Source organism: Desulfosarcina widdelii (assembly GCF_009688965.1).
Lineage (GTDB): Bacteria > Desulfobacterota > Desulfobacteria > Desulfobacterales > Desulfosarcinaceae > Desulfosarcina > Desulfosarcina widdelii.
Genome location: NZ_AP021875.1, coordinates 2536406 through 2562407 on the forward strand (window position 1 = coordinate 2536406; position 26002 = coordinate 2562407).

The 26002-nt window shown below is 55.9% G+C and carries 25 protein-coding genes; 13 read left to right on the plus strand and 12 right to left on the minus strand.

What is annotated here, in order from left to right; translation table 11 throughout:
* Positions 1-93 precede the first annotated feature (93 nt).
* The 6 genes from GN111_RS11990 to GN111_RS12015 all read left to right on the plus strand — a co-directional run bounded on the left by GN111_RS11990 (position 94) and on the right by GN111_RS12015 (position 6738).
* Positions 94-483: a DUF3568 family protein gene (locus GN111_RS11990; RefSeq protein ID WP_155303970.1), complete on the plus strand. Its 390-nt coding sequence runs from the start codon at positions 94-96 to the stop codon at positions 481-483.
* Positions 458-1927, plus strand: coding sequence for a tRNA lysidine(34) synthetase TilS (gene tilS / locus GN111_RS11995; RefSeq protein ID WP_155303971.1), 1470 nt, complete (start codon positions 458-460; stop codon positions 1925-1927). The genes GN111_RS11990 and tilS overlap by 26 nt, the downstream gene beginning before the upstream one ends.
* Before the next feature lie 106 nt (positions 1928-2033).
* Entirely contained in the window at positions 2034-4001 is a 1968-nt protein-coding gene (gene ftsH, locus GN111_RS12000) for an ATP-dependent zinc metalloprotease FtsH (protein ID WP_155303972.1), read from the plus strand.
* Between the two features lie 139 nt (positions 4002-4140).
* On the plus strand, positions 4141-5019 hold the full coding sequence (gene folP / locus GN111_RS12005) for a dihydropteroate synthase (protein ID WP_231715725.1): 879 nt from the start codon (positions 4141-4143) through the stop codon (positions 5017-5019).
* 5 nt (positions 5020-5024) lie between these two features.
* Positions 5025-5954, plus strand: a complete 930-nt coding sequence (locus GN111_RS12010; RefSeq protein ID WP_155303973.1) for a CdaR family protein — start codon at positions 5025-5027, stop codon at positions 5952-5954.
* Between the two features lie 16 nt (positions 5955-5970).
* Positions 5971-6738 (plus strand): type III pantothenate kinase, encoded by a 768-nt coding sequence (locus GN111_RS12015; protein ID WP_155303974.1) that lies wholly within the window; start codon positions 5971-5973, stop codon positions 6736-6738.
* A gap of 7 nt (positions 6739-6745) precedes the next feature.
* Here GN111_RS12015 and GN111_RS12020 read toward each other — a convergent pair whose 3' ends face one another.
* The 10 genes from GN111_RS12020 to GN111_RS12060 all read right to left on the minus strand — a co-directional run bounded on the left by GN111_RS12020 (position 6746) and on the right by GN111_RS12060 (position 15291).
* Positions 6746-7690: an MBL fold metallo-hydrolase gene (locus GN111_RS12020; protein ID WP_155303975.1), complete on the minus strand. Its 945-nt coding sequence runs from the start codon at positions 7688-7690 to the stop codon at positions 6746-6748.
* 3 nt (positions 7691-7693) lie between these two features.
* Positions 7694-7852, minus strand: coding sequence for a hypothetical protein (locus GN111_RS33365; RefSeq protein ID WP_170302239.1), 159 nt, complete (start codon positions 7850-7852; stop codon positions 7694-7696).
* A gap of 34 nt (positions 7853-7886) precedes the next feature.
* Complete coding sequence (locus GN111_RS12025) at positions 7887-8543, minus strand: zinc-ribbon domain-containing protein (protein ID WP_155303976.1); 657 nt, start codon at positions 8541-8543, stop codon at positions 7887-7889.
* A 134-nt stretch (positions 8544-8677) separates the two neighbouring features.
* Positions 8678-9841 carry a type IV pilus twitching motility protein PilT gene (locus GN111_RS12030; protein WP_155303977.1) on the minus strand — a complete coding sequence of 388 codons (1164 nt, stop codon included), beginning with the start codon at positions 9839-9841 and terminating at the stop codon, positions 8678-8680.
* Between the two features lie 42 nt (positions 9842-9883).
* Entirely contained in the window at positions 9884-10966 is a 1083-nt protein-coding gene (locus GN111_RS12035) for a type IV pilus twitching motility protein PilT (protein WP_155303978.1), read from the minus strand.
* 87 nt (positions 10967-11053) lie between these two features.
* Positions 11054-11551 carry a DivIVA domain-containing protein gene (locus GN111_RS12040; protein ID WP_155303979.1) on the minus strand — a complete coding sequence of 166 codons (498 nt, stop codon included), beginning with the start codon at positions 11549-11551 and terminating at the stop codon, positions 11054-11056.
* Between the two features lie 26 nt (positions 11552-11577).
* Positions 11578-11877, minus strand: coding sequence for a YggT family protein (locus GN111_RS12045; RefSeq protein ID WP_155303980.1), 300 nt, complete (start codon positions 11875-11877; stop codon positions 11578-11580).
* 199 nt (positions 11878-12076) lie between these two features.
* Complete coding sequence (thiS, locus tag GN111_RS12050; RefSeq protein WP_155303981.1) at positions 12077-12274, minus strand: sulfur carrier protein ThiS; 198 nt, start codon at positions 12272-12274, stop codon at positions 12077-12079.
* Positions 12275-12366: 92 nt separating this feature from the next.
* Complete coding sequence (locus tag GN111_RS12055; protein WP_155303982.1) at positions 12367-14505, minus strand: aldehyde ferredoxin oxidoreductase family protein; 2139 nt, start codon at positions 14503-14505, stop codon at positions 12367-12369.
* A 72-nt stretch (positions 14506-14577) separates the two neighbouring features.
* Positions 14578-15291 (minus strand): FadR/GntR family transcriptional regulator, encoded by a 714-nt coding sequence (locus GN111_RS12060; protein WP_155303983.1) that lies wholly within the window; start codon positions 15289-15291, stop codon positions 14578-14580.
* A gap of 289 nt (positions 15292-15580) precedes the next feature.
* Here GN111_RS12060 and proC point away from each other — a divergent pair, with 289 nt between their 5' ends.
* The 4 genes from proC to GN111_RS12080 all read left to right on the plus strand — a co-directional run bounded on the left by proC (position 15581) and on the right by GN111_RS12080 (position 18268).
* Positions 15581-16438, plus strand: a complete 858-nt coding sequence (gene proC, locus GN111_RS12065; RefSeq protein ID WP_155303984.1) for a pyrroline-5-carboxylate reductase — start codon at positions 15581-15583, stop codon at positions 16436-16438.
* Positions 16439-16523: 85 nt separating this feature from the next.
* The gene (locus tag GN111_RS12070; protein WP_155303985.1) at positions 16524-16976 is read left to right on the plus strand and encodes a MauE/DoxX family redox-associated membrane protein; all 453 of its coding nucleotides are present in this window, start codon (positions 16524-16526) and stop codon (positions 16974-16976) included.
* Positions 16977-17074: 98 nt separating this feature from the next.
* A complete protein-coding gene (locus GN111_RS12075) occupies positions 17075-17773 on the plus strand; it encodes a cytochrome c biogenesis CcdA family protein (RefSeq protein WP_155303986.1) in 699 nt (232 codons plus the stop codon).
* A gap of 12 nt (positions 17774-17785) precedes the next feature.
* Positions 17786-18268 carry a thioredoxin family protein gene (locus tag GN111_RS12080; RefSeq protein ID WP_155303987.1) on the plus strand — a complete coding sequence of 161 codons (483 nt, stop codon included), beginning with the start codon at positions 17786-17788 and terminating at the stop codon, positions 18266-18268.
* Between the two features lie 34 nt (positions 18269-18302).
* On the opposite strand, the gene GN111_RS12085 is transcribed toward GN111_RS12080, so the two are convergent.
* A complete protein-coding gene (locus GN111_RS12085) occupies positions 18303-18563 on the minus strand; it encodes a hypothetical protein (protein ID WP_155303988.1) in 261 nt (86 codons plus the stop codon).
* 35 nt (positions 18564-18598) lie between these two features.
* On the opposite strand from GN111_RS12085, the gene GN111_RS12090 reads away from it, so the two are divergent.
* Entirely contained in the window at positions 18599-19543 is a 945-nt protein-coding gene (locus GN111_RS12090; protein ID WP_170302240.1) for a ChaN family lipoprotein, read from the plus strand.
* A gap of 245 nt (positions 19544-19788) precedes the next feature.
* Here GN111_RS12090 and GN111_RS12095 read toward each other — a convergent pair whose 3' ends face one another.
* A complete protein-coding gene (locus GN111_RS12095) occupies positions 19789-22269 on the minus strand; it encodes a vitamin B12-dependent ribonucleotide reductase (RefSeq protein WP_155303990.1) in 2481 nt (826 codons plus the stop codon).
* A 626-nt stretch (positions 22270-22895) separates the two neighbouring features.
* On the opposite strand from GN111_RS12095, the gene GN111_RS12100 reads away from it, so the two are divergent.
* The gene (locus GN111_RS12100; RefSeq protein ID WP_155303991.1) at positions 22896-25118 is read left to right on the plus strand and encodes a ribonucleoside triphosphate reductase; all 2223 of its coding nucleotides are present in this window, start codon (positions 22896-22898) and stop codon (positions 25116-25118) included.
* 18 nt (positions 25119-25136) lie between these two features.
* Positions 25137-25832 carry an anaerobic ribonucleoside-triphosphate reductase activating protein gene (locus GN111_RS12105; protein WP_155303992.1) on the plus strand — a complete coding sequence of 232 codons (696 nt, stop codon included), beginning with the start codon at positions 25137-25139 and terminating at the stop codon, positions 25830-25832.
* Positions 25833-26002 lie beyond the last annotated feature (170 nt).

Below are 26002 nucleotides of genomic sequence, written 5' to 3' on the forward strand. Positions count from 1 at the left end.
CTTTCAACGGCCGGACTCCATAAGCCCTGCGGTATTGACTTACCGACGGGCATGCAATAGATCAAAGAAAACCTTAAACCGGGAGGAAACGAAATGGTGCGAAACGCTGTTGCGATTATCTTGCTGGCGGCCCTGGTAACGACGGCCGGCTGTGCGGCCTTGATCGTCGGGGCCGGGGCCGGGGCCGGCGTCTACACTTGGGTCAAAGGAGAATTGATTCGTTCGTATGCCAAGAATTTCGATACGACCGAAAAAGCGGTCATCCTGAGCTTGGAGTATCTCAAAATCACCATCGAAGAGAAAAACCAGACCGGTAGCGAGACGACCATAAAGGCCCGTCAGAGCGAAGGTTCGCCGGTTACGGTAACAATCCGGACCGTCCGCTACGACATGACCGAAGTGGCCGTCCGCTGCGGCTATGTCGGCTATTGGGATCGGAAAAATGCCGAACTGATTCATGCCACCATCCTCAACTATATCTGATCGCAAATCACTTGCGGCCACAGTCCGTCGGACACTGGTCGCCCACAACATGCTGGACTCCGGAGATCGGGTGCTGGTGGGGGTTTCCGGGGGTCCGGATTCAATGGCGCTGCTCCACCTGCTGGTCAAGCCGCCTTTTGCCGACAAAATCGAATTGGGGGTGGCGCATCTCAACCACTGCCTGCGGGGCGAGACGGCCGAAAAAGAGGCGGATTTCGTGAGCCGGGAAGCGGCAGCCCTGGGTGTCCCCTGCCATGTCGGCCGGGCCAGGGTTGTCAACGTCAAACGCAAACTGGGCCTTTCCCTGGAAGAGGCGGGTCACCGGGTGCGCTACGCCTTTTTTAACAAGGTCATGGCCGAGAGGGGATACAACAAGCTGGCCCTGGGCCACCATATGGACGACAATGCCGAGCAGTTGCTGCTGGCTTTATTGCGCGGCACCGGGCCGCGCGGATTGGCGGGCATCGCTCCGACAAAAGAAAACCGCATTATCCGCCCCTTAATCCACGCCCGCCGCGCACAAATCGAAGCTTACATAGAAGCTGAAAACATTTCCGGCATGCGCGACGCATCCAACGATGACGCCAGGTTCCTGAGAAATCGGATTCGACACGATCTGTTGCCGTTGCTGACATCGGCCTACAATCCACGCATCGGGGAGCACCTCAATCGCTTGGCTGATGTTATGCGAACGGAAGAGTCCTGGATCGGGGATCTGGTAGCGCAAGAATACCCGAAAACGACAATCGGTCGTAAAAAAGACGAGGTAGTCCTTTCCGTAGACCGCCTGCGGACAATTCATACCGCCCTGATGCGCCGCCTGATCCGGGCGGCCATAGAAGAGGTCGCCGGCAATCTGCGCAGGATCGAATTTTCCCACATCCATGCCATCAGCCGGCTGTTGACCGGCAGCGACGGCAAAGAGTGCCATCTCCCCGGCGGACTTCGCGCCCGGCGGATCGGCGACCGGTTGACGCTTTCTGTCGTTCCCCATCATCGGCGCAGATCCGCGGCAGCAAAGACAGAAAAGGCCACTTGGATCAAAAAGGTCCTTGACGGGCCACTTCCGGAAAATTTTGAAATCCGGGAAATGGGGATCGGGTTGAGATTCTCCTTTTGTTCCCGCGGTCATTTGCCGCCATGGACGGCCATAGAACCGAACCGCGCATATCTGGATTTCGACCGCCTTGCCCTTCCGTTGACCGTCCGTCGACCGGCGCCCGGTGACCGGTTTTGCCCTTTGGGTGCCGGCGGCCGGCAGAAGTTAAAAAAATTTTTCATCGACCATCGGATCGCCCGTCGGGACCGATCTATATCCGCGATACTGGCGGATCGACGGGGCATCGTCTGGCTGATCGGCCAGCGCATCGACGAGCGCGTAAAAGTGACCTCGCGGACGTCGCAAATTCTCAACATCGAATTTTTCTTGCTTGACACCCGATGATGGTTAATATGATCCTAATCTGTGCGGGTCCGGGAGGTGGGCCGGTACGAAACCGAATGCAGGAAACTGTTAGATTCCAAAAAGCGTCGCGAGGAGGAAATCGCTCTTGAATCCATTTTATAAGAACCTGGCCCTGTGGCTGGTCATCACCCTGATGATGGTCATGCTGTACAATTTGTTCAATCAGCAGCAGCTCACCCAGAACGACATCAGCTACTCCGAATTTTTAGCCATGGTGGAAGCCGACCGGGTGTCCGAAGTCACCATTCAAGGCCAGGAGATTCGCGTTACAGATCTCAATCGCAGCCACTTCAAGATTTACGCCCCCCAGGACCCCGCTTTGATCCAGCGACTGAAAGACAAAGGCGTAACGATCAATGCCAAACCGCCGGCCGAATCCCCCTGGTACATGTCCGTTCTGGTCTCCTGGTTCCCCATGATTGTCCTCATCGGCGTGTGGATATTTTTCATGCGCCAGATGCAAAGCGGCGGCGGCAAGGCCATGTCCTTCGGCAAAAGCCGGGCCCGCCTGCTTTCTGATCAGCAGGAGAAGGTGACCTTCGAGGATGTGGCCGGCATCGACGAGGCCAAAGAGGAACTGGGAGAAATCGTTGACTTTCTGAGAGACCCCAAAAAATTCACCCGCCTGGGCGGCCGCATTCCCAAGGGCGTTTTGCTCATGGGGCCTCCGGGCACCGGTAAAACTTTGCTGGCCCGGGCCATTGCCGGCGAGGCCGGCGTTCCTTTTTTCAGTATCAGCGGCTCCGACTTCGTGGAAATGTTCGTCGGTGTGGGCGCCTCGCGCGTGCGGGACCTGTTCGTTCAGGGCAAGAAGAACGCCCCCTGCATCATTTTCATCGACGAGATCGATGCCGTCGGACGCCACCGCGGCGCCGGGCTGGGCGGCGGCCATGACGAGCGTGAACAGACCCTCAATCAGCTTCTCGTGGAAATGGATGGATTCGAATCCAACGAAGGCGTCATCCTCATTTCGGCTACCAACCGTCCCGACGTACTGGACCCGGCCCTGTTGCGTCCCGGACGTTTCGACCGCCAGGTCGTGGTGTCGCTGCCCGACATCAAGGGCCGGGAAAAAATCCTGCGGGTGCACATGAAGCGCACCCCCATCGCTTCGGATGTGGATCCTGTGGTGCTGGCCAAAGGTACGCCCGGTTTTTCCGGTGCGGACCTGGAAAACCTGGTCAACGAAGCGGCCCTGCTGGCTGCCAAACGCGACAAGGAACGGCTGGACATGATGGATTTCGAGGACTCCAAGGACAAGGTCTACATGGGCCTCGAAAGAAAATCCAAGGTAATCAAAGAGGAGGATCGGCTCACCACGGCCTACCACGAGGGTGGACATGCGCTGGTGGCCCGCTTCATTCCCGGAACCGATGCGGTCAATAAAATCACCATCATTCCCCGCGGCCGGGCCGCCGGCGTTACCTGGTTTCTACCGGAAGAACGGGATTTCCGTTACAAGGATCAATTGGAAGCCGAACTGGCCATCGCCTTCGGCGGCCGTGTGGCGGAGGAGATCGTTTTCAACCGCATCAGCACCGGCGCCGCCAACGACATCAAGAAAGCCACGGAACTGGCCCAGCAGATGATCCGCAGTTGGGGCATGAGCGAGGCCCTCGGTCCGCTCTCCTTCGCCAAAGACGAAGAACAGGTGTTCCTGGGCCGGGAAATCGCCCAGCATCGCGACTATTCGGAAGAGACGGCCAGAAAAATCGACAGCGAAATCAACAACCTGGTAACACAATCCTATGAACGGGCCAGGTCCGTACTCACCGAGCACCTGGACGTGCTGCATAAACTGGCCGAACAACTGCTGGAAAAAGAGACCATTCTGGGCGCCGAACTGGACGAACTGATCCGCCAGGTGAGGCCGGGGATTCAGCTTCCCGAGAAAGCCGCCGACAGTCAAGAGGCCGGTGACAATGCCGACAGGCAGGAACCGGAAACATCCGGCGAATCCGGTGAAAAGGAAGAAAAGACCGGCAGCCAAACGGATCCGCCGGCCGACGATACTCCCCGTTCAACGGACGAAGAGGAAGCTCCAAAGTCGTGACCGCCCCGTCACGGGCTCCCCGGTTTCCGGATAAACTCAGCACAAAATCGGCATGAAAAACCTCCCCAAAACTTGTATTGGGGAGGTTTTCGTTGCAACCTAGCCGAAGCCAAACGCCGAAAGAACAAGGAGATATCCGTTGCGCGCATCCACACAGACGACCAGGCTCACCTGCGGCCCGCATACCCTTGAATTGGGCACCAAAACTCGGATCATGGGCATCGTCAATGTGACCCCCGACTCCTTTTCCGACGGAGGGCATTTCTTCTCACCGGACCGTGCCGTGGCCCAGGGTCTGCAACTGGTGGACGAAGGAGCCGATATCCTCGACATCGGGGGAGAATCCACCCGCCCGTTTTCGGATCCGGTGAGCGAATCGGAAGAACTGAAGCGCGTGGTTCCGGTGATCGAACAACTGGCCGAACGGGTGGCCGTTCCGATTTCCATCGACACCACCAAGGCCGCGGTAGCCCGCCAGGCCGTCGCCGCCGGAGCGACCATCATTAACGACATCAGCGCCCTGTGGTCAGACCCGCAGATGGCCGCAACCGCCGCCGAATGTCGGGTTCCCCTGGTACTCATGCACATGAAAGGCACCCCTAAAACCATGCAGGTCGAACCGGTTTACGAGGACCTGATCGCCGAAATCAAAGCGTTTCTGTCCAAGGCCATGGCGCAGGCGCTGGCCGCCGGCGTGGATCGTTCCGCCATTATTCTCGACCCGGGCATCGGATTCGGCAAAACCGTTGACCATAATCTCCAGATCATTCGAGACCTTGACAGCTTTCGCGAATTGGAAGCCCCCCTGTTGGTCGGTGCCTCCCGAAAAGCGTTTATTCGCCATCTGCTCAAGGAAAAGGAACAAGAGGAGCCGGAACCGCTGTCCACAGAAGTGGCCCGGGGCACCCAGGCTGTGGTGGCAGCCTCCGCCATATTCGGCGCGCACATTGTCCGGGTGCATGATGTCGCCCGTACCCGTAACACCCTAACCCTCATCGATGCGATTCGGTCTGCATAATCCCAATGGTATCTTCATCGTCAACCCCGCGACGTTCGGCCGGCAGATGGATCCGGTGGCTGCTTCTTCCCCTGGTTCTCGGTCTTGTGACCCTGGCCCTGATCGTCCGGACAGAGAAACAGGAGATGGAGATCGCCATCGATGTCTCTTTTACCAACCTTGCCGACGACCTGCTGCTCATAGACGCGTCCAGCCAGATCGTCCGCCTGTTGGTTGCAGGCCGTTCTTCCGACTTCGATACCGTGTCTCCCACGAACATCTCGTGCAAGCTGGATCTTGCCGGCCTGCGAGCAGGAAGCCACAAACTGCCGATAGAACCGAGCGATGTGACTCTGCCCAAGGAAGTGAAACTGAAGGCCCTGCTCACGCCTTCCCTGAATATCCACCTGGAGCCGGTGGTCCTGAAAACCGTCGATGTCGTCGCCGTGCTGGAAGGCAACGTTGCACCGGGATACGCGGTCACCGCCGTAAAGCTGGAACCGGACCGTGTGGTTCTGAAGGGAACAGCAGGATCGCTGGCCGATATCGAAACGGTCAAAACGCACCCCATCAATCTGGAAGAAGCTGCGGAATCGTTTAAAAAGGAGGTTCCCCTCAACCTCCCGGAAGCCATCGGCGTGGATCCGCCCCTGCGGATTGTCGTCGCCCGGGTGGAGGTCACCGAGCGTATCGTCACCCGGGTGCTGGAAAACGTCCCTGTCTCGGTTAGAGGCGCTTTGGCAAACTATCGTATTGAACCGCAAACCATCATGCTGACGGTCAGCGGACCGGAAGCCGCCGTCAATGCACTCGAGTCCAATATGGATTTTTCCGTCACCGTGGATTTAAATGGGCTTGCTCCGGGGCGCCACATGCTCAAGGCAGCCATCCACCTGCCTGTGGGCACGACCCTGACCCGTGTCGATCCTGAACATTTCTCCGTAACCATCAACTAGTAGACCGGAGTCCAATATGTTATTTGTCATCGATGTAGGCAACACCAACACCGTTATGGGCATTTATCGGAACGACACGCTGGTCAAGGATTGGCGCATCCGCACCGAACGAAAAACGACCGAAGACGAATTCAATGTGATCGTTGCCAGCCTGATGGCTACGGGAGGAATCGACACCGGCGCGATTAAACGAACCATTATCTCCTGTGTCGTTCCCCCGATGGTAACCATATTGGATTCCTTTTGCCGCAAATATTTGGGGCATACTCCCCGTTGGGTGGATGCCCGTTCGTATACCCGCATGCCGATCCTGATGCACAACCCGTCGGAAGTAGGGGCCGACCGGATCGTCAATTCCGTTGCCGCCTATCGTAAGTATCGTCAAAGCCTGATCATCATCGATTTCGGAACCGCCACGACATTCGACGTCGTCTCCGGGAAGGGGGAATATCTGGGCGGGGCCATCAGTCCCGGTATCATGATCGCCTCTGAAGCCCTGTTCCGGGAGGCCTCCAAGCTGCCTAGGGTGGAAATCTTCGAGCCGCCCGAAAATGTCATCGGAAAAGACACGATCAGTGGAATCAAATCGGGAATCATTTTCGGCTACGCCGGACTGGTTGACGGAATTGTAGGGCGTATGAAGGAGCAGATAGACCCGGTCCCTCTGGTGCTGGCCACGGGTGGGTTGGCACCGCTGATGGCCAACGTCGCCACCTCCATCGATCATGTGGAGTCCGATTTAACCCTGGAAGGGCTGAGAATTATCAGCCAGGAAATGGAATAACAAAACGTCAGGCGTCCTGTTTTTCCCTGCAATGGGCCAAATACCCGACAAACCCCTTGACGCTGTTCAGCAGAAAGCCGCGCTCCCGCCCCCGAACCTCGGGCGGCAGTTGTTTGAATCCCTTCAGGTTCGGATCCTTGTACAGCATCAGATCCACCAACCCTTCGTAATCCTGCTGCAAGTCCGAATTCCCTTCGTTTAACGCCGATCCCAGAGTCTTTTTCCAAAAGAGGAGTTGATCTCGGTGTCTGGCCAGCATGCGCATCCCGTCGTTTTGCAGGCCGAAATGGCCGTAGCAGATGGTTTGTGGGGAGGCCGCCATGATCCGGTCGATGCTTGCCAGTGATGTTTCCAGAAAAAATCGGGGCGGGGTGGCCGGACGCAGGTATGGTTCCGTCGAGGCAAGGGGCAGGCAAACGCCGCCGGCTTCCCCGGCAAAGAGACAGTCGGCGGCGGCAATGGCATAGTGGTGGGGCGAGTGGCCGGGGGTGTCCAGCAATTGAAACGGTGCTGCGGCCAGGTCGCTCTCGGTTGCTATACTCGAGGGGGCGACCGGCAGCATGCGTCCATAGGCGCGGGCGGTGTCCCCCAGCATCTTTAACGTCCCCTGCCACAACCGTTCGGGATCGACGATATGGGCAGCGCCTTTGGGATGGCAGATCACGGGCGTCTCGGCAAACCGGCGGGCAAGATGCCCGATGGCACCGGCATGGTCGATGTGAATATGGGTCAAACAGATGTAGTCGAGGTGCGCCACCCCCAGATTATCAAGCGCACCGGAGAGCTGCGTCACGGTAACGGCTGGTCCCACATCCACCAGGTAAACGGCATCCGGCCCCTTGACCAGCCAGGCGGCGATGAAATTATCAAAACCCTCTATAGGAGGCGCCAGAACGATCTGGTAAAGCCGGGGGGCGAGATGATGGATTCGATAGCTGCCGTCAACTGTCACAGATCAATCCATTCCCATTTCCTGTTCGAGTTGGCTGATGCGTTCCTTTAAAACCTGTTTTTCCTTTTCCGGCAAGGCCGGGTCGGCTATGCGCCGCTTCAGCCCCAAAAGGACCATCTCTTCTCTGTATTCCGTACAGGTATATTTTCCGGCAGAACTCATATCTTTGCACACCAATTAACGGGTTGACAGCGGATCAGGCCATGCAATCCTTGTAGGCTTGGTAAAACATACCGTGGTCGGCCATGGCACGCCGCAGGATCTTGTCGAAATCGGAAATGTTGTCCACATTCACGACCAGGTTGACGCTTTTTTGAAACGCCATCATCTGGTCCATGGTTCGAAAACGGCGGGTGATCATGGCTACGAAGATTTCTCGGCGCATGGCCATATTAAGCCGTTCCAGGTAAATCAATACACCGTTGGCATCCGGATTCTTGGCATCGAAATATTCATCGACAACGATGAGGTCGTAATTGTGGTAGCGCATCGTCTTTAAGGCTTCGCGGCCGTTTTTGACGTCGGTGACGTGGTATTCCAAAACATCCAGCACCGGCATGATGGCCTTTTTGATCATTGGGTCCGATTCGCATAGCAGCGCGGTTTTGCCTTCCTCTTCCACAAAATCGAAAGGCTTGTCCGACGCATCGTAGCCCTCGGCTTCGTCCTCGTCAAACGAGAAAAAATCCTCTTCGAAGTCCTGCTGATGGGATGCATCGTCATCCTTCGCTGCAGGCGATACGCGGATGCGGTTTTCGCATTTGGGGCATTTCAGGAAGGCCGCCTTGTCTTTGGGAAGCTTTTCGTCGGCAATCTTGAATTTACTCTGGCAGCTTTCACAGATAATTTCCATGATTCTCCCACCGAACCTTTGAATGATTCCGATTTATCGTTTTGCGCCCGATCCCCTGAAGCATTTTCATGGATCTCGACGCTTGCGAACCACGCCCGATTGCAATATCGGGCACAGCCTTTTCATTGCAAATATTATTCTTTATCGTAATGGCGGTCAATTTCCAGGTTGTCGATATCGGTGGTGGATTCGCCCCGCGCACTCTTGACCTTATCGATGCCGCGGCCGGCCACACCTTTATGAGATGCATAGGCCATGGCGGTCTCCTGGGTGATCAACCCCTGTTCGTAAAGCCCGACGATGTGATCGTCGAAGGTGGTCATGCCGAAAGGCCGGCCGGCTTCCATGATCTCGTAGAAGGTCTTGCCCTCGGATTCTCCGTTGAGGATGGCGTCCTTGACCCGAAGATTGGTCCCCAGAATTTCGAAGGCCGCCACCCGCCCCCCGCCGATCTTGGGCAGCAGCCGCTGACCGACGATCCAGCGCACCGTATCGGCCAGCCGGATGCGAACCTGCTTTTCCTCCTCGTTGGGAAACATGCCCAGAATACGGTTGATGGTCTGCCCGGCATCCACGGTGTGCAGGGTCGTCAGCACCAGATGTCCGGTTTCGGCGGCATTCAGGCCGATTTCCACCGTTTCACGGTCACGCATCTCGCCCACCAGAATCACCTTGGGGGCCTGGCGCAGGGCGGCCCGGAGCCCACTTGAGAAGGAGTCGAAATCGGCGCCCAGTTCCCGCTGGTTGAAGGTGGCCTTCTTGTGGGGGTGCTGGTATTCGATGGGATCCTCCAGGGTCACGATGTGGACCGAGCGGGCTTCGTTGATCTCCTCTAGAATCGCCGCAAGAGATGTCGATTTACCCGAACCGGTGGCTCCGGTGACGAAAACGATGCCGTTGAGGTCTTTGGCAATTTTGTAGAACGTATCCGGCAGATTCAAGTCCCGGATAGTAGGGATCTTGGATTCCAGTTTTCTCAGTACGATGGAGTAATGGCCGGTCTGCGAGAAAATGTTGACCCGAAAGCGGGCTTTTCCGGGCAGGGAATAGGAAAGGTCGCAGGATCCGGTTTTAATCAGGGTTTCCGTGAGGCGCCGGTCCTGGCTGACCAGGTTCAGGGCAAACGTTTCGGTCTGAAAGGGAGTCAGCTCCTTGATGTCCGGTTTGATCTCCACCGGCACCAGTTCGCCGGAGCTTTCCACCTGCAGGGGCTTGCCCACGGTGAGATTGAGGTCGGATACGTTGCTGTGGGAGTCCAGCATACGGGTCAGGATGTGATCGACTTCCTGCTTTTTCATGATTTCCCTCTGCTTGCAGTCATCGGGTCCGAACCGCTTCGGTTAGGCCTCGGTGAAATCCGTTGGCGGCGACTTGAGCAGCGGCCGGAAACGGCCCTTGTCGTTGGCCTTGGTGTAGGCGTCGTCGGCGGAAATGCGCCCTTTGTTGTAAAGCTCCATGATGGCATCGTCAAGAAGCTGCATGCCGTACTTTTTACCCGTCTGCATCATGGAGGGCAACTGATGGGATTTGGATTCCCGGATCAGGTTGCGTACGGCAGGAGTGGCGATGAGAATTTCCAGAGCCGGCACACGCCCCTTCTTGTCGATGCGTTTGAACAGGGTCTGAGAAATGATGGCCCGGATGCCGTCGGCCAGTGTGGAGCGGATCTGGGCCTGCTCCTGGGCTGGAAACACCTCCACGATGCGGTCCACGGTTTTGGGTGCACTGGTGGTGTGCAGGGTGCCGAACACCAGATGGCCGGTGGCGCTGGCTTCGATGGCCAGGGAAATGGTTTCCAGGTCCCGCATTTCACCCACCAGGATGATGTCCGGGTCCTCGCGCAGGGCACCGCGCAAGGCGGCGCTGAACGATTTGGTGTGCAGGCCCACCTCCCGGTGGTTGACCAGACATCCGCGGCTTTTATGGACGAATTCGATGGGATCCTCGATGGTGATGATGTGATCGCTGCGGCTCCGGTTGGCCACATCGATAATGGCGGCCAGGGTGGTGGACTTGCCCGAACCGGTCGGTCCGGTAACGATGACCAGTCCCCGGGGAAGCGACGCCAGCTTGGACATCACCGGCGGCAGCCCCAATTGCTCGGCGGTCAGGATGGTGCTGGGGATTTCGCGAAAAACGGCCCCAATACCGTTTTTCTGCATGAAATAATTGGCCCGGTAGCGGGCCAGTCCCGGAATTTCGTATCCGAAATCCACGTCGCCGGTCTCTTCAAACAGCTTAACTTTATCTTCCGGCGTGATCTCGTATAGCATTTTACGAAGATCGTCGTTATCCAGCACCTTGTATTTAACACGCTCGATATCGCCATGGATCCGCAGCGCCGGCGGTTGACCGGACAGCAGATGAAGGTCGGAAGCGTTCTGCTCGTGCATGAGCTTGAAAAAAGCATCGATCTTGGCCATAAAGGTCTCCCGGTGTTGGTTGAGGTCAGTGCTCGAAAACCAGATGTCCGCCCCGGCCGGTCGTGGCGGGTATCCTGCTTTTCGGCATTACTGGTTGAGCACTTTAATTTTGGTGTCTTCCGCATCCAGGGCGTCCATGCCCTCTTTGCCGATCTCCAGCAGCTTGGTGTGGGCGTCGATGATGGCCTGAATCTGCACTTCGATCTGCACGCGCTGGCGCTTGAGTTCAGCGATGTCTTCGTGAAGCTGCGACAGGCGGCTGTGGGCACGATTGAGAATTTTTTCCGCTTTGACCTCCGCATCGGCAATAATGATTTCCGCCGATTTGCGGGCATTGTCTTTCATCTGCTCGAGGACTTTCTGGGAATTGAGCATGGCCCGCTTAAACGTCTCTTCGCGTTCCTTATAGCCCTGTTTTTCCAACTTCAGGCGACGAATCTCCTCTTCCTGCCGTTTGGTGGTTTCCTGAACGGCTGCAAACGCGTCGGCCGCCTGTTCCAGAAAACGGTCCACCTCACGCACATCGAACCCCCGGAACCGGACCTTGAATTGCTGCTGTTGAATGTCCAACGGAGTCAATTTCATGGTTTTGGTCCTCTCCTCGAGAAGAATTAAATCAGAGAAGCAGCCATTCGCATCAGACTGTTCACGACAAAGGCGCGCAGAAAAATGACAACCAGAAAAACGACGATGGGGGAGAAATCGATTCCTCCGTAGTTGATCGGCAGCCTGCTGCGGATCGGATAGAGCACCGGTTCAGTGACATTGTTGATGAAACGGACGATGGCATTGTACGGATCCGGGTTGACCCATGAGAGGACGGCTCGAATGATGACCACCCACATGAAAAAGAGCAGCACCACATCCATCACCTTGGCCGCTGCCATTAAAAAATATCCTACAATATACATTAAATCGCCTTCCTTCGGGTCTAATGGTTTATCCCGCACGAACGGTTGTGCAGTTGCGATAGGGGAAAAATAAGATCTTTTCCTCCGATAAGTCAAGGTTTTTCATGGGGTTGGAACAACAGAGGGGTGTTGGCGCACGCGGAATTGAACGCCTGCGGGAGTAAAAGAAACGGTCAACATCCAAACTGCGATCCTGCCGTTACCCACCTGCAATCATGGGGAGCGGTACGATCCGAGAACCGTCCGTAACCGGGGTGGAGGCAAAATGCGGGCGGGAGACCAGCCGGCCGTCAAGTTTTACCACGGCATAGTGGTAGTCGGCCGCCACGTCATCCAGAAGGTCGGCCACCGTCATGCCCTCTTGCCAGGCAATCGCTATGTCGTCGAGATAAACCATGCCAAAAGAGTCGACATTGTTAAGTCAAAGATTAAAATCGCATGGATATGAATACGACAACATTCATTAAATTAACACTTTACCACTTAAAACTATTTTACCCCGTTTTCCGCCAATACAGCCAGCACTTCGGGGAAATCGATCCCCAGCCGTTTGACGGTTTCCACAGTGGGAATCCCGTCGGGTGTCCATCCACGACGCTGGTAGACCGCATCCTTCAGGGTTTCGTATTGGGCCTCGCGCCTTTTTCTCAATTCGGCGACCTTCCATGGAGTCTCTTTGCCGGCAATATCCAGGCCGTATTTTTCCGTCAATTCGGTGTCGTAGCGCTCCTGACGCGACACGTATTCTTCCACGGTCACCGGCCCTACGGCGCGATAGGGAATCGTGTCGTGCTCCCGTCTGCCGTAACCCATCTTCAGGTTGAAGATGCGCTGGAAATTGTAGACCGCCTCGCTCATCGAGATAAGGTCTTCGGGCGAGACTTTTCGGCCGGTAATTGCCGTGAAGTACTCGGCATACCAGCCCACATGCTTCATCACCTTGGCGGGTTCGGGCGTATCCTTGTTGTCCTCGGGGACGATGTCGTTCCACGGCAGCTTGCACAAACCGCAAAGGCCGAACCAGGTACGGAACATGGGAAACCAGTGCAGGGCCTCTGCCTTCTGTTCGAATGTGGGCATGAAATTGTGAACCATGTCCAGAAAGATCAGCCAGGCCTCGTCATGCTGGGGACCTTTCAGGGCCAGACCGTAGCCGCCCTGCTGGGCCAGGGATTCTTTGGTCATGTACTCGGAAAATTCCAGGCCCTTGGATTCCATACCAATGTCCTGCAAAAAGGCGGCATCTGCACCGAACCTTTCGGCGAAGATGATCTTCATGCGCCGGATGCCCTGTCCGACAATGGCCCCGAATCCTTTGCCCTGAGCCATCTGGTGGACCAGTTCAAGGGCATTGAGCCTGTTGCCGAAGGAAAGATCCATGCCATCGGTATGGTCGGTGGTGATCAACCCACGTTCGAAGCACTCCATGACAAAGGCGATCGCCGTTCCCACGCTGATGGTGTCCAGTCCGTATGCATCACAGTAAAAATTGAGTTCCAGGATGGTGAACGGATCGAAAATTCCCAGATTGGAGCCGCAGCCGGCAATAGTTTCGTACTCGGGACCATCGACGAAAACCTTCTGCCCCTTGTATGCGCCGGTAAAGGGTACAAAATCCCTGACGCCGTGGGCGCAGGCCACTGTGCAGCCTTTCCAGCAGCCGTCGAAGCCCGGATCGAAAAGTTTTTCGTAGGCCTCCCGACCGATGAGAAAGGCACCCGGGTCTGAACCGTATTGAAAGTTTTTGTTGGGCAACAGATCGAAGTCATTCATGATCGGCACCAAATGGGTGGTACCGACCCGGGCCATTTCATTCTGTTTGGGGTCCAGGGCCACGAGTTCCCTGGAGTAGCATTTGCTTACGGTCCTGAGCGCTTCAAGATCCGCCGGATGGTTCGATTGCAGGGAAACCTTGTCCCAGCGGGTCACCACCGCCCGAAGGCCTTTGTCGGCAAATACGGTGCCCATGCCCCCGCGGCCGGCCTGTTTGTAACGAACCTGTTTGCGGCCATTGTCGTACCAGGAAAAATTGAGGCAGCCGATCAGGGTGTTGGACGCCCCCGGTCCAGCGGAGACCACGGATATTTCGATCTTTTTATTTTTGGCCAATCGATCCGTGAGCGTCCGGGACAAACCGTATGCGTCTTCCGGCAAACCGGTCATTTCGAGGATCTCGACTTTATTTTCGATGCCGTCGATGACCACGACCGCCTCGCCTTTCGCTTTTCCGGTGATGCGCAGGGCGTCAAAACCTGAAAACTTCAGATAGGGTCCAAAATAGCCGCCCACATTGGAGTCCATCACCGAACCGGTCAAAGGTGAGATCGACGTGACGATACTCTTTCCCGACCCAGGGTATCCGGGAGTTCCTCCCATGGGTCCCGAAGAGATGCAGAGGGCGTTTTCAGGATCATTCCATTTGCTTTCTCCGCTGACCGCCTGCCACAACAGCCAGAGGTCGAATCCCTTCCCACCGATAAGGATTTGTTTGATTTTCTCCTCGATGGTGCCGATGGAAACGTTCTCCGAAGAAAGATCGATGTCGAGGTACTGGCCGGTATAGCCCTTCTCGACCTCCCGGCGCTGGTAGGTCATGGTTTTCAGCGTCTTGGCATGAATCGGTTCCATGGGATATCTCCTTTTTGTTCTATCGGAATAAAAACTGACGGGTGGCTTGAGGCCGATCCATTCGAGGCAAACCTATGCCGCCCGGTTTTCCATATAGTGGTTGAACCGCAAAACGTGGGCTTCGGCCAACTGCCTGGCCTTTTCCGTGTCCCTGGCTTCGACGGCAGCCACGATTTGGTCTAAATCCGCTAAATTTTCGTTCATCTCCCGCTCTTGCATGGACAAAAAACTTTCATAATACTGATCGATATTGTCGTGCACAGTGTGATGCAGGGAAACGTACACCGGATTGCCGGTCATTTCGGCCAGGGTCAAATGAATCCGTTTGTCCACATCCACGAATTCCTTTTGGAAATCGGTGCCCTTTTCGGCGAATTGCCGGGCTTCTTCCAGCAACAGCTTCAGGCGCAGGACATCTACCGTGGTGGCACGTTCGGCCGCCAATGCCGATACCCGACCCTCCACGCCCACGCGAAACTCGGACAGATGCCGCAAGGAGACTTTCTGGTACCGAATCAGCAGTGCCAGGCTTTCGCTAACTTGATCATAGCTGATATCCTGCACTACGGCACCTCCGCCGACCCCCAGTTTGATCTCTATCAGCCCCTTGTGCTCCAGCACCCGCAGGGCCTCACGCAACGTACCGCGGCTCACCTGAAGCATATCCTTGAGTTCCCGCTCGGGAGGCAGCATCTCGCCTGGGGCCAGTTTGCCGGACAAAATGGTTGCTTCGATCTGCTGGACCACATCCTGGAAAATCCGATTCTGTTTAGCAGCCTTGAACATTCTGTTCCCCATCACTGTCAATCGGTCATCTGTGTGGATCTCACCGATCATTGATCCGTGCGCAAACCAATGGCGAGAGGATCAAGTCAACCTTGTAATGGTTTAACCATTATCTTTAATGGCTAAACCATTACAAAGATTATTGTCAAGGATAATCGGTTCACCGGCAAGAAACCGCTGCCCTCTCCAAGCCTTTTTATATATCCGGCAAGATTTCCCTTGACACCGCAAAGGGGTAGACCATAGGTGAAATGGTCGTCACGACACCAACCTAAAAGAGAGGAAAACAATGTTGAACGATAAGAAAATCGGCATGGTCGGAACCGGCAACATGGGCAAGGCGCTTATCGACGGCCTGATTGCATCGGGTACGGCCAAGGCTGGAAACATCATCTGCTCCGATGCCAGCGAACAACAGTTGGCCTCCGTTCGGGAAAAATACGGCGTTGAAACCACTACGGACAACATCGCCGTTGTGAAAGCAGCCGACATCGTCATATATGCCATCAAGCCGCAAATCATGGCCTCCGTTCTCAAGGAAACCGCCGATTTTCTGGATATGAGCAAACTGATCATCTCCATTGCCGCCGGTGTCCCCATGGCCGCCATCGAATCGCTCCTCAACAAGGAACTGCGCCTGATCCGGGTCATGCCCAACGTCGCCGTGGCGGTAAAAGAGGGCGCCACGGCCATTGCCGCCGGCGGCAAGGCCACCGAAGAAGACATTCAGTTGGCCTTGGCCATCTTCGACTCGGTAGGCAAAACCATCTTCCTGAAAGAAAACTACCTGATGGATGCCATCACCGGCCTTTCCGGCAGCGGACCGGCCTATATTTTCATGATCGTGGATGCCCTGGCCGATGCCGGTGTCAAGATGGGCCTCTCGCGAAAAGACGCCCGGGTGCTGGCGTCCCAAACCATCCTGGGGGCGGCCAAATTGCTGCTTGAAACCAAAGCCCATCCCGGTGAACTCAAAGACTCGGTGACGTCGCCAGGTGGTACGGCCATCGCCGGGTTGCACACCCTGGAAAAAGGCGGTCTGCGAACGACATTGATCAACGCCGTGGAAGCAGCAACCAACCGCTCCAAGGAACTGGGGGAGGCCATGATCAAAAATTTTGCCAACGGCCAGACCCAGCCCAAATAGAAGAACCTCCCGACGTTCAGTCCTTGCCCAATCCAGGATGGATGTTTAGGATAAATGGTGTGTGGCACCATTTCGGAAAATAAAAATGAGACTGCAAAACGACAATTATCGGGACAGGCTCTGGATTTTTGTTCGAATTGGCCTGGGAGTGGTGTTCCTGTTTTCCTGTGCCGGCAAAATTGCCGACCCCCGGGCCTTTATGGACATTGTGACCCACTACCGGCTACTGCCGCCGCAACTGGTGTGGGCCACAGCCGTGTTTCTCCCCTGGGTCGAGGCGCTGTGCGGACTGGCGCTGGTTTTCGGCCGCTTTGAAAAAGGTGCGGCACTGCTGGTGAGCGTCATGATGGTCGTTTTTATCGCCGTCACCCTTTACAACGGTTATCGGGGGTTGGACGTGGCCTGCGGCTGCTTTTCCGTTTCCGCCAAAAAGCCGTCGAATATCGCGCTGAACACCCTGCGTGATCTTTTCATTTTGACGGCCGGCTTATGGGTCCTTTTCTATACCCACCGCCTCCACCCCCAAAAAGCCAGTTGACGCATCCTTTTTTGTAACCCCGGGCAAGCGCCGCGGCTCAACAGGAAAAACGATGACAACACCACGATGCCAACAGCCCCAGAGGGTCGACTAACGACATGTTCACAGAATCGATATCCTATCCAGCAGCCCTTGTGGCGGGCCTGCTTTCTTTTTTTTCCCCGTGTATACTGCCGCTGATTCCGGCCTACTTTACGTTTATTACCGGGCTTTCTTTGGACGAACTGACCGGAGCCCAGAGTCGGCGGATCCGCCTTCGGGTGATCGGCGCCACCTTGAGTTACGTCCTTGGTTTCTCTTTGGTTTTCGTTCTCATGGGCGCTTCGGCATCATTTATCGGCAAAGCCATTTTTAACTATCGGGACACCATACGTATCGTCGGCGGCATTCTGATCATCCTGCTGGGGGTTCATATGACCGGGTTGATCCGCTTTCGTCCTCTCGAATTCGAACGGCGGCTCGAAATCCGCAAAAAGCCCCTGCATTTTTTGGGCACTTTTTTCGTGGGTATGGCTTTCGGCGCCGGTTGGAGCCCATGCATCGGTCCCCTTCTGGGATCGATCCTCATTGTGGCGGGCAATCAGGACACCGTGGCCGACGGCATCGGATTGCTGTCCGTTTACGCCGCCGGACTGGCTATCCCGTTTCTGCTGCTCTCGGTATTTGTCAATTCCCTTTTGTCCTTTATAAAAAAGGCATCCTGGTCGATAAAATACATCAACATCACCGCAGGTGCGCTGCTGCTGATATTAGGCCTTCTGCTGGTAACCGACAAATTGGCGCTGATCGGCGCATAGGAAAAAGTCACCATGAAGAAAAGATGGAAACAAGCAAGTGTTTTTGTGGCCCTGTTGATTCCCCTTTTAATTGTTGGCGTCGATATCGCCGTCAGCGCCCGGGCTGCCGACGGCGGCATCCAGTGGCTCTCCTACGCCGAGGGCCGACAGCGAAGAGAGGCTGAAAACAAGAAGGTCTTTTTGGTCTTTAACGCGGATTGGTGCCGATACTGCCTGAAAATGGAAAAAGAAACCTTCCAGGACCCCAGCGTGGTTGCCTACGTCAACCGAAATTTCGTGCCCGTCAGCGTCAACTCGGACAAGGAACAGGCCATTGCCGATAAATTCAATGTCCGGGGGCTGCCCAGCACCTGGTTTATTTCTGAAACTGGGGAAAGAATCGGCAGTCGTCCAGGTTTTATTCCCGCCGACGAGATGCTCCAGATTCTCAAATTCATCGGTAGCGACAGTTACCGCTCCATGAGTTTTCAAACGTTTGTCAAAAAGAAGAAATGAGACCGGCCGTTTTCCGATAAATGGATGTGGATGCTCATCCCGATCCGGGTGTCCCGCGGCGGATCAGGCGAATGAGGGTTGAAACGGTAACGACAAGAGAGAGTGCTCCCAGCATGCAGGGAATCCAGATGTAGCCGCTGTATCGGGGGGTATCTAAACCTGCGGCCACACCGGTAATGCTGAAGAGCAGCACGACCACGGCGAAAACAAGCGTCAGCAACATGGAGAGTTCGGTGTCGTACCAGGGGATGAAGGCCTTGCGGAAAAGCAGGTCGCTTTTGGATTTTTCTTTCATATCAGCTCCGGAGCTGCCAAGCGATGAAGATTGAAATGCCTGAAAAAACGACCCCGCTGCGGCATGTTGTCCTTTTCGTTGCAGCCTTGGCCGCACTTTTCATCGGAGGATGCGCCGTGGCGCCCAAAACCCTTACCATCAAGGGAAACCCCACCCCCATGATGGAAAACGCCATTTTGAAAACCGCCACGGGAGCGACGATTTCGCGCCGGCAGCTGATCGACGAGCTTGCCGGGTTCCGGGTGGTTTATGTCGGCGAAAGCCACACCAACGTCTCCCACCATACCATTCAACTGGAAGTGATCCGGGAACTTCGCAAAAAAACGCCCGATCTTTCCATCGGCATGGAAATGTTCGACACCACCTATCAGCCGGTTCTGGATCGCTGGACGGCCGGCGAACTGGACGAAGACGAGTTCTTGCGGCAAACCCACTGGTATGCCAACTGGCGCTTCCCCTTCGATCTGTACCGCGATATCCTGCAATATGCAAAAGAAAACCAGATTCGAGTCATCGCGTTGAACCTCCCCTTTCACATTCCCGCCAAGATCCGAGTGGGAGGAATCGCCAGTTTGGGGGAACAGGATGCCAAATACCTACCGGCATCCATCGACACCACCAATACCGAACACCGTACCTACCTGGAAAAAATTTACAAGCTCCACGCTTTTCGCGGCAGGGACAACTTCGAATTTTTCTACGAGGCTCAGTGCGCCTGGGAGGATGCCATGGCCGCCAAAGTGGACGAATACCTGGGAGCGGGAAAAATAGTGGTCCTGGCGGGAAACGGGCACATCATCCGCAAATTCGGCATCCCCGACCGGGCCTTTGCCCGCACCCGGGCCCCTTTCGCCACCATTTACCTGGCGGCGGTAGGCAGCGAAGCCGAACCCTCCTGGGCTGACTACATCTGGGTTACTCCGGACCAGCCCATGCCACGCATGCCAATGATGCCCAAAGGAATGAAAAAGCCGAAATAAGTGGCGTCCAGGTTATAAGCCCGAGATCAAGGCTTGCGATTCCCGAGGAACGGAGGCGTATCTGGAATACTCCGCAGTGACAAGGGGCTAAAGTGTACCCGTGCGCATCCAGATGGGGTGAATTTTGGTTCAGACCAAGGCCGCAGCGAGGTTGAAACCGCAGGCGTAGCAGCGCTACGTTGAGGATTTCAACCGAGGAAGAACGACGGCCTGGGCCAAAAGGCGCTCCATCTGGATGTGCACGCTTACCCGCATTTGGTAAACCCGCAGAAGTGACACGTCATACACCCCTCCTCGAAACTGACCGTCTGCCCGCATTCAGGGCAAACCTCGCCAATCAGACAGCCGCCCTTTCGTTTCGTCCGTTCGTCTTTTAAATAGCGCTTCTCCAACACCCGGGCGATGGCATCGGGAATGGAGAGGACCAGGCCGCCCTTCTGGAAAACGGGGTGCTCGCCGCCGATGCCCTTGAGCTGTTCGACCACCTTGTCCACCGTCACCCCGGAGCGAAACGCCAGGGAGACCAATCGTCCGATGGCCTCGGTCTTGGCGGTGGTGGAGCGGCCCGACTTGCCGATGGTGGCAAACACCTCGAAGGGCTTGCCATGGTACTCGGTCACCGTGACGTACAACTGCCCCAATCCGGTCTTCACCCGGGTGGTGAAACCGTCCAGGGTGTCGGGTCGCTTGCGCACGGCCGTCATGAAGGCGTCTTCTTCTTTTTTTGCCGACGAAAAGGAGAGTACCTGATTCTCCTTGCTGCCATCCCTGTAAATGGTCACCCCTTTGCAGCCCAGTTGCCAGGCCAGATCGTAAATTTTGCGAACGTCTTCCACCGTCGCGTCCCGGGCCAGGTTGACCGTCTTGGATACGGCGTTGTCCGTGTGATTCTGGAAGGCCGCCTGCATGCGCAGATGCCACTCCGGAGAGATATCGTGGGCGGTGACGAACACATTTTTGATGTCTTCGGGGATTCCGTCCATGTGGGCAATGGTTCCGGCACCGGCGATGTCCTCCATCAGCGCTTCGGAGTAAAAGCCCTGCTGCCGGGCCACCGCTTCGAAATACGGATTGACCTCCATGAGCTTGTCGTTGTCCATGACGGTACGCACGAAGCTCAGGGCAAAAAGCGGTTCGATGCCCGACGAGCAGTTGCTGATGATGCTCAAGGTCCCGGTGGGCGCGATGGTCGTGGTGGTGGCATTGCGATAGGCTTTTTGGCTGTCGCCGCCAAAGCAGCTCTTCTCCCGGTTGGGAAACGTCCCGCGCTGCTTGGCCAGTTCAAAGGAGGCCTTGTGGGATTCGGCCTGGATGAACCCCATCACCTCCTCGGCCACTTCCAGAGCCCGCTCACTGCTGTAAGGAATTTGCAATTGAAACAGCAGATCGGCAAATCCCATGATCCCCAGGCCGATCTTGCGGTTGCCCTTGACCATGCGGTCGATTTCCGCCAGGGGATAACGGGACATGTCGATGGTGTTGTCCAGAAAGCGCACCGCTGTCCACACGGTCTCTTTGAGGGATTCATAATCGATACGGGCCGCGTCCGCACTGCCGGTCACGAACTTGGCCAGGTTGATGGAGCCAAGGTTGCAGGCCTCCATGGGCAACAGCGGCTGTTCGCCGCACGGGTTGGTGCTTTCGATTTCTCCGAGTTCGGGGGTGGGGTTGTCGCGGTTGATGCGGTCGAGAAAAACGATACCCGGATCACCGTTTTTCCAGGCCTGTTCGACCAGGTCCGCATACACTTGCCGGGCATTGAGTCTGGCAACCGGACGACGGTCCCGGGGATCGATCAGATCGTATTCGGCATCGGACTGCACCGCCTCCATGAACGCCTCGGTGATGCCCACGGAAATGTTGAAGTTGTTCAGCTCGGTATTGGCGGTTTTGCAGTGAATGAATTCCATGATGTCCGGATGATCGACCCGCAGGATAGCCATGTTGGCCCCGCGCCGGGTACCCCCCTGTTTGACCTGTTCCGTAGCGGTGTTGAAAATCTTCATGAACGATATGGGTCCGGAGGCGATTCCGCCGGTGGTCCCCACCATGGAATTCTTGGGGCGCAGCCGGGAAAAGGAGAAGCCGGTGCCGCCGCCCGACTTGTGGATGACGGCGGCATTTTTCAGCGAAGAGAAAATGCCCTCCATGCTGTCTTCGACGGGCAGCACAAAACAGGCGGCCAACTGCCCCAGGCGCCGGCCGGCATTCATCAGGGTTGGCGAGTTGGGTAAAAACCTGAAATCCGTCATCAGGTTGTAGAAGGTTTCGGTGACTTTCCGGATGTCGGCATTTTCATCGTAATTCTTCTCTGCCTTGGCGATGTGCCGGGCCACCCGGTGAAACATCTGAGCCGGCGTCTCCTGGATCCGACCGTCGATATCTTTTTTCAGATAGCGGCGTTCCAGTACGGTTTTGGCGTTGGGAGAAAGGTCGATTCCGTTTCGCACGAACATGTCCCGGGTCAGCCGGATCGCGCCGCCGGCATCCAGACCGTATTCGGCCAGTTTGGCCTTGATCATCTCGTCCACCATGGGAGAAGTGATGTGCTTGAGGTCCATGCGGTCGATGGTGGAACGGATGAATCTGGCAATCTCCTCGGCCTGGCTTTTGTTAACGGCATTGGCGCCGATGAGGCTCTTGCAGAACACCTGGTCGTCCCAGACATGGGTGTTCAGGTCCACGTTTCCATCGTCGACGATGAGAATTTTAGATTTCTGAGTCATTTGAAATTACGGCTCCATTGATCGGTAAAGGTATTTTTCGGCGATTGATTTCGATTGCGGTCTGGCGGCGTTTGGCATCCAACCCCCCGGCCCACGTCAAAAACCGCCCGAACCGCTGGGTTGCCGGCAGGTGGCTTTTTTCTGCTGTGGGGATCCGGCACGGCACACGGGGAAATGAGGATCTGCCATTGTCTGGATTGAACCGTGGAAGTTGTCGATGCCGCAACACAACCGTACCGGTGTATGAACACCCATTCTCACACTATATATAGTATGTCAAGCCGCTTTTAACACAACATCTGCTCTCGGACGGTTTTCGACGGGTGCCTCCATCCAGAAAAAATTTGGCCCGGGCACACCGTTGGGACCTGTTTTTTTCTGCAAACACAAGTACTTGGACACTGGACTCGCGATCAGCCAAAGCCACTACATATGGAAAAAGTCGCTTGACAGACAACTACATCTTGTTGTAATTTACCCATCACAGCCTTGCTGCCCATAAGGCTGGAATTCCATCAGATTTTCGGAATGACCGATGTGTTCCACACCTTGAAAAAATGCCGGATGCGGCATTTTTTCGTCGTTTGAATCAACCACAACCCAATAGCGCTTCCGAGGAGAGCTTCGTGATCGAACAAATCAAAAAGCGTGACGGTCGGATTGTTGAATTCGATTCCTCCAAAATCACCGCAGCCATTGCCAAGGCCGGCCAGGCCACAAACGAATTCGGGGAGCGGGATGCCAAGAAGCTGACCCTGCGTGTTCTCACCCTGGCCCATGAACTGCGGCTGGGCGCCTCTCCCGAAGTGGAGGAAATCCAGGACATCGTGGAGCGGGTCCTGCTGGACTCTCCTTATTACAAAACCGCCAAAGCCTATATCATCTATCGGGAACAGCACGCTCAGATCCGGCGCATCGCCACCGAGGCCCAGGTGGACCTGGTGGAACACTACATCCGCAAACTGGATTGGAAGATCAAAGAGAACAGCAACATGTGCTATTCCCTCCAGGGACTCAACAATTATATCTCCTCGGATGTCACATCGGAGTACTGGCTGAACAAAATCTATCCGCCGGAGATCCGGCGGGCCCATGCCGACGGCGATTTGCACATCCATGACCTCAGCCTGCTGTCGGTCTACTGCGTGGGCTGGGATCTCACCGATCTGTTGCGCAACGGTTTCAAGGGGGTCGAGGGCAAGGTGGAAAGCGCCCCGCCCAAACACCTGCGCTCGGCGCTGGGCCAGATTGTCAATTTTTTCTACACGCTACAGGGGGAAGCGGCCGGGGCCCAGGCCCTGTCCAACTTTGACACTCTGTTGGCACCCTTTATCCGTTACGATAAGCTGAGTTACTCGAAGGTCAAGCAGGCGCTTCAGGAATTCGTATTCAACATCAACATCCCCACGCGGGTGGGGTTTCAGACCCCGTTCACCAACATCACCATGGACCTGTGCGTACCGGCCACCCTGAAAGACCACCCGGTGATCATCGGCGGCAAGGAGAAAAAGACGACTTACGGTGAATTCCAGGTCGAGATGGACCTGTTCAACCGTGCTTTTGCCGAGGTGATGATCGAAGGCGACGCCAAGGGCCGCGTCTTCACCTTCCCCATTCCGACATACAACATCACCAAGGACTTCGACTGGGACAACGCCAACCTGGAAACCGTCTGGCAGATGACCGGCAAATACGGCATCCCCTATTTCTCCAATTTCGTCAACTCGGACATGTCCCCGGAAGACGCCCGCTCAATGTGCTGCCGCCTGCGGCTGGACAACCGCGAACTGCTCAAGCGCGGCGGCGGCCTTTTCGGGGCCAACCCGCTGACCGGTTCCATCGGCGTGGTGACCATAAATCTTCCGCGCATCGGCCACGTGGCCAAAAACGAATCCGAATTTTTCGGCCTTCTCCAGGACCGGGTGGACCTGGCCATCGAAAGCCTGGCCATCAAACGCAAGGTGCTGGAAAAGTTCACCGACAAGAATCTGTATCCCTACTCCAAATTCTACCTTCGCGATATCAAGAACCGGTCCGGCGTCTACTGGAAGAACCACTTCTCCACCATCGGCATCGTGGGCATGAACGAAGCCTGCCAGAACTTTTTGGATGCGGACATCACTACCGGCCAGGGCCAGGCCTTTGCCGTGAAGGTCATGGACAAGTTGAGAGCCATGATTGCGGAAATCCAGGACCAGACCGGCGACATCTTCAACCTGGAAGCCACCCCGGCCGAAGGCACCTCTTACCGCCTGGCCATGATCGACAAGAAGCGCTACCCGGACATCCTGTGCGCAAATGAAGACGATTTCAAGAAAGGCGCCGTACCTTATTACACCAACTCCACCCAGTTGCCGGTAAACCACACCGACGACATCTTCGAAACCCTGATGCTCCAGGACGATCTGCAGACCAAGTACACCGGCGGCACCGTCCTGCACCTGTTCCTCGGTGAGCAGGTAACGGACATCGAAACGGTCAAGTCCCTGATCCGAAAAGTGTCGGGCAACTATCATCTGCCTTACTTTACCCTGACGCCGACCTTTTCGGTCTGCCCGACCCACGGCTATCTGAACGGTGAGCAGACCCGCTGCTCCCACTGCGACCGTGAAACGGAAGTGTACTCGCGGGTGGTGGGATACCTGCGGCCGGTGAAGCAGTGGAACGACGGCAAGCAGGCGGAGTACTGCCGGCGAAAAACCTTCAAGGTAAATCTGGAGGAACCAGGCGTTGCCGCCGCCGTGTTGATGCAAGCCGAAGAGACCTGCAACCCTGCTGAAGAGAACCCATCGGAAGCTTTGGATCCGGTTTGTAGTGACGATGCTCTGCAGCAATTGCGTTCGGTCTAGCCGAGCAGTAATCGTCCCATGCTTATGGCCGGCCTCCAGAAAAACTCGTTTATCGATTACCCCGGTAAAATTAGCTGCGTTCTCTTTACCACCGGATGTAATTTTGTCTGCCCGTACTGCCACAATGCCGACCTGGCCCGTGGCGAATACCCGCAGCGATTAGGCCTGGATGAAATCACCGCCTTTCTACGATCCCGCCGGGGAATGCTCGAGGGAGTGGTCATCACCGGGGGCGAGCCCACCTTGCACGACTGGGTTGTCGACCTGTGCAAGGCCATCAAATCCCTGAACTACCCTGTCAAACTGGACACCAACGGCAGCCGCCCCGATGTGCTCGACCGCCTTTTTCAAAAGGAGTTGATCGATTTCGTGGCCATGGACATCAAGGCACCACTGGAGGTCTACGGTCCCTTTTGCCGTACCCCCCGCATCCATGAAACGCTGACGGAAAGCATCCAGCTTATCATGGGATCCGCTCCGGACTATGAATTCAGAACCACCTGTGCCGCACCTTTCGCCACACGCGAAACCATCGAAGCCATCGCCCGAACCATCGAAGGCGCCCGATGCTATGTGCTGCAAAGGTTCAACCGGCGCGCCGCCTGTCTGGACCCCGAATTCAACCGTCGGCAGGATCCGACCATTTATGAAGATGAGATGAAGCGATTCCAGACCCTTGCCAAACCCTTTGTCCAGCGTTGCATCATCCGATAGAAGATTTTGCCCCCCTGCCTTAACTTTTAATCCCGTCCTGGATCCAATTGCGGATTCTGCACAGGCCGGTTACGACCTTTTCCCGTACATACTCCTTTCAGTGTCTGAATGCCACCCGTTACAATTTTCAATAAAAATATTTTTCAAATAAATACAAAATCATAGGCGCC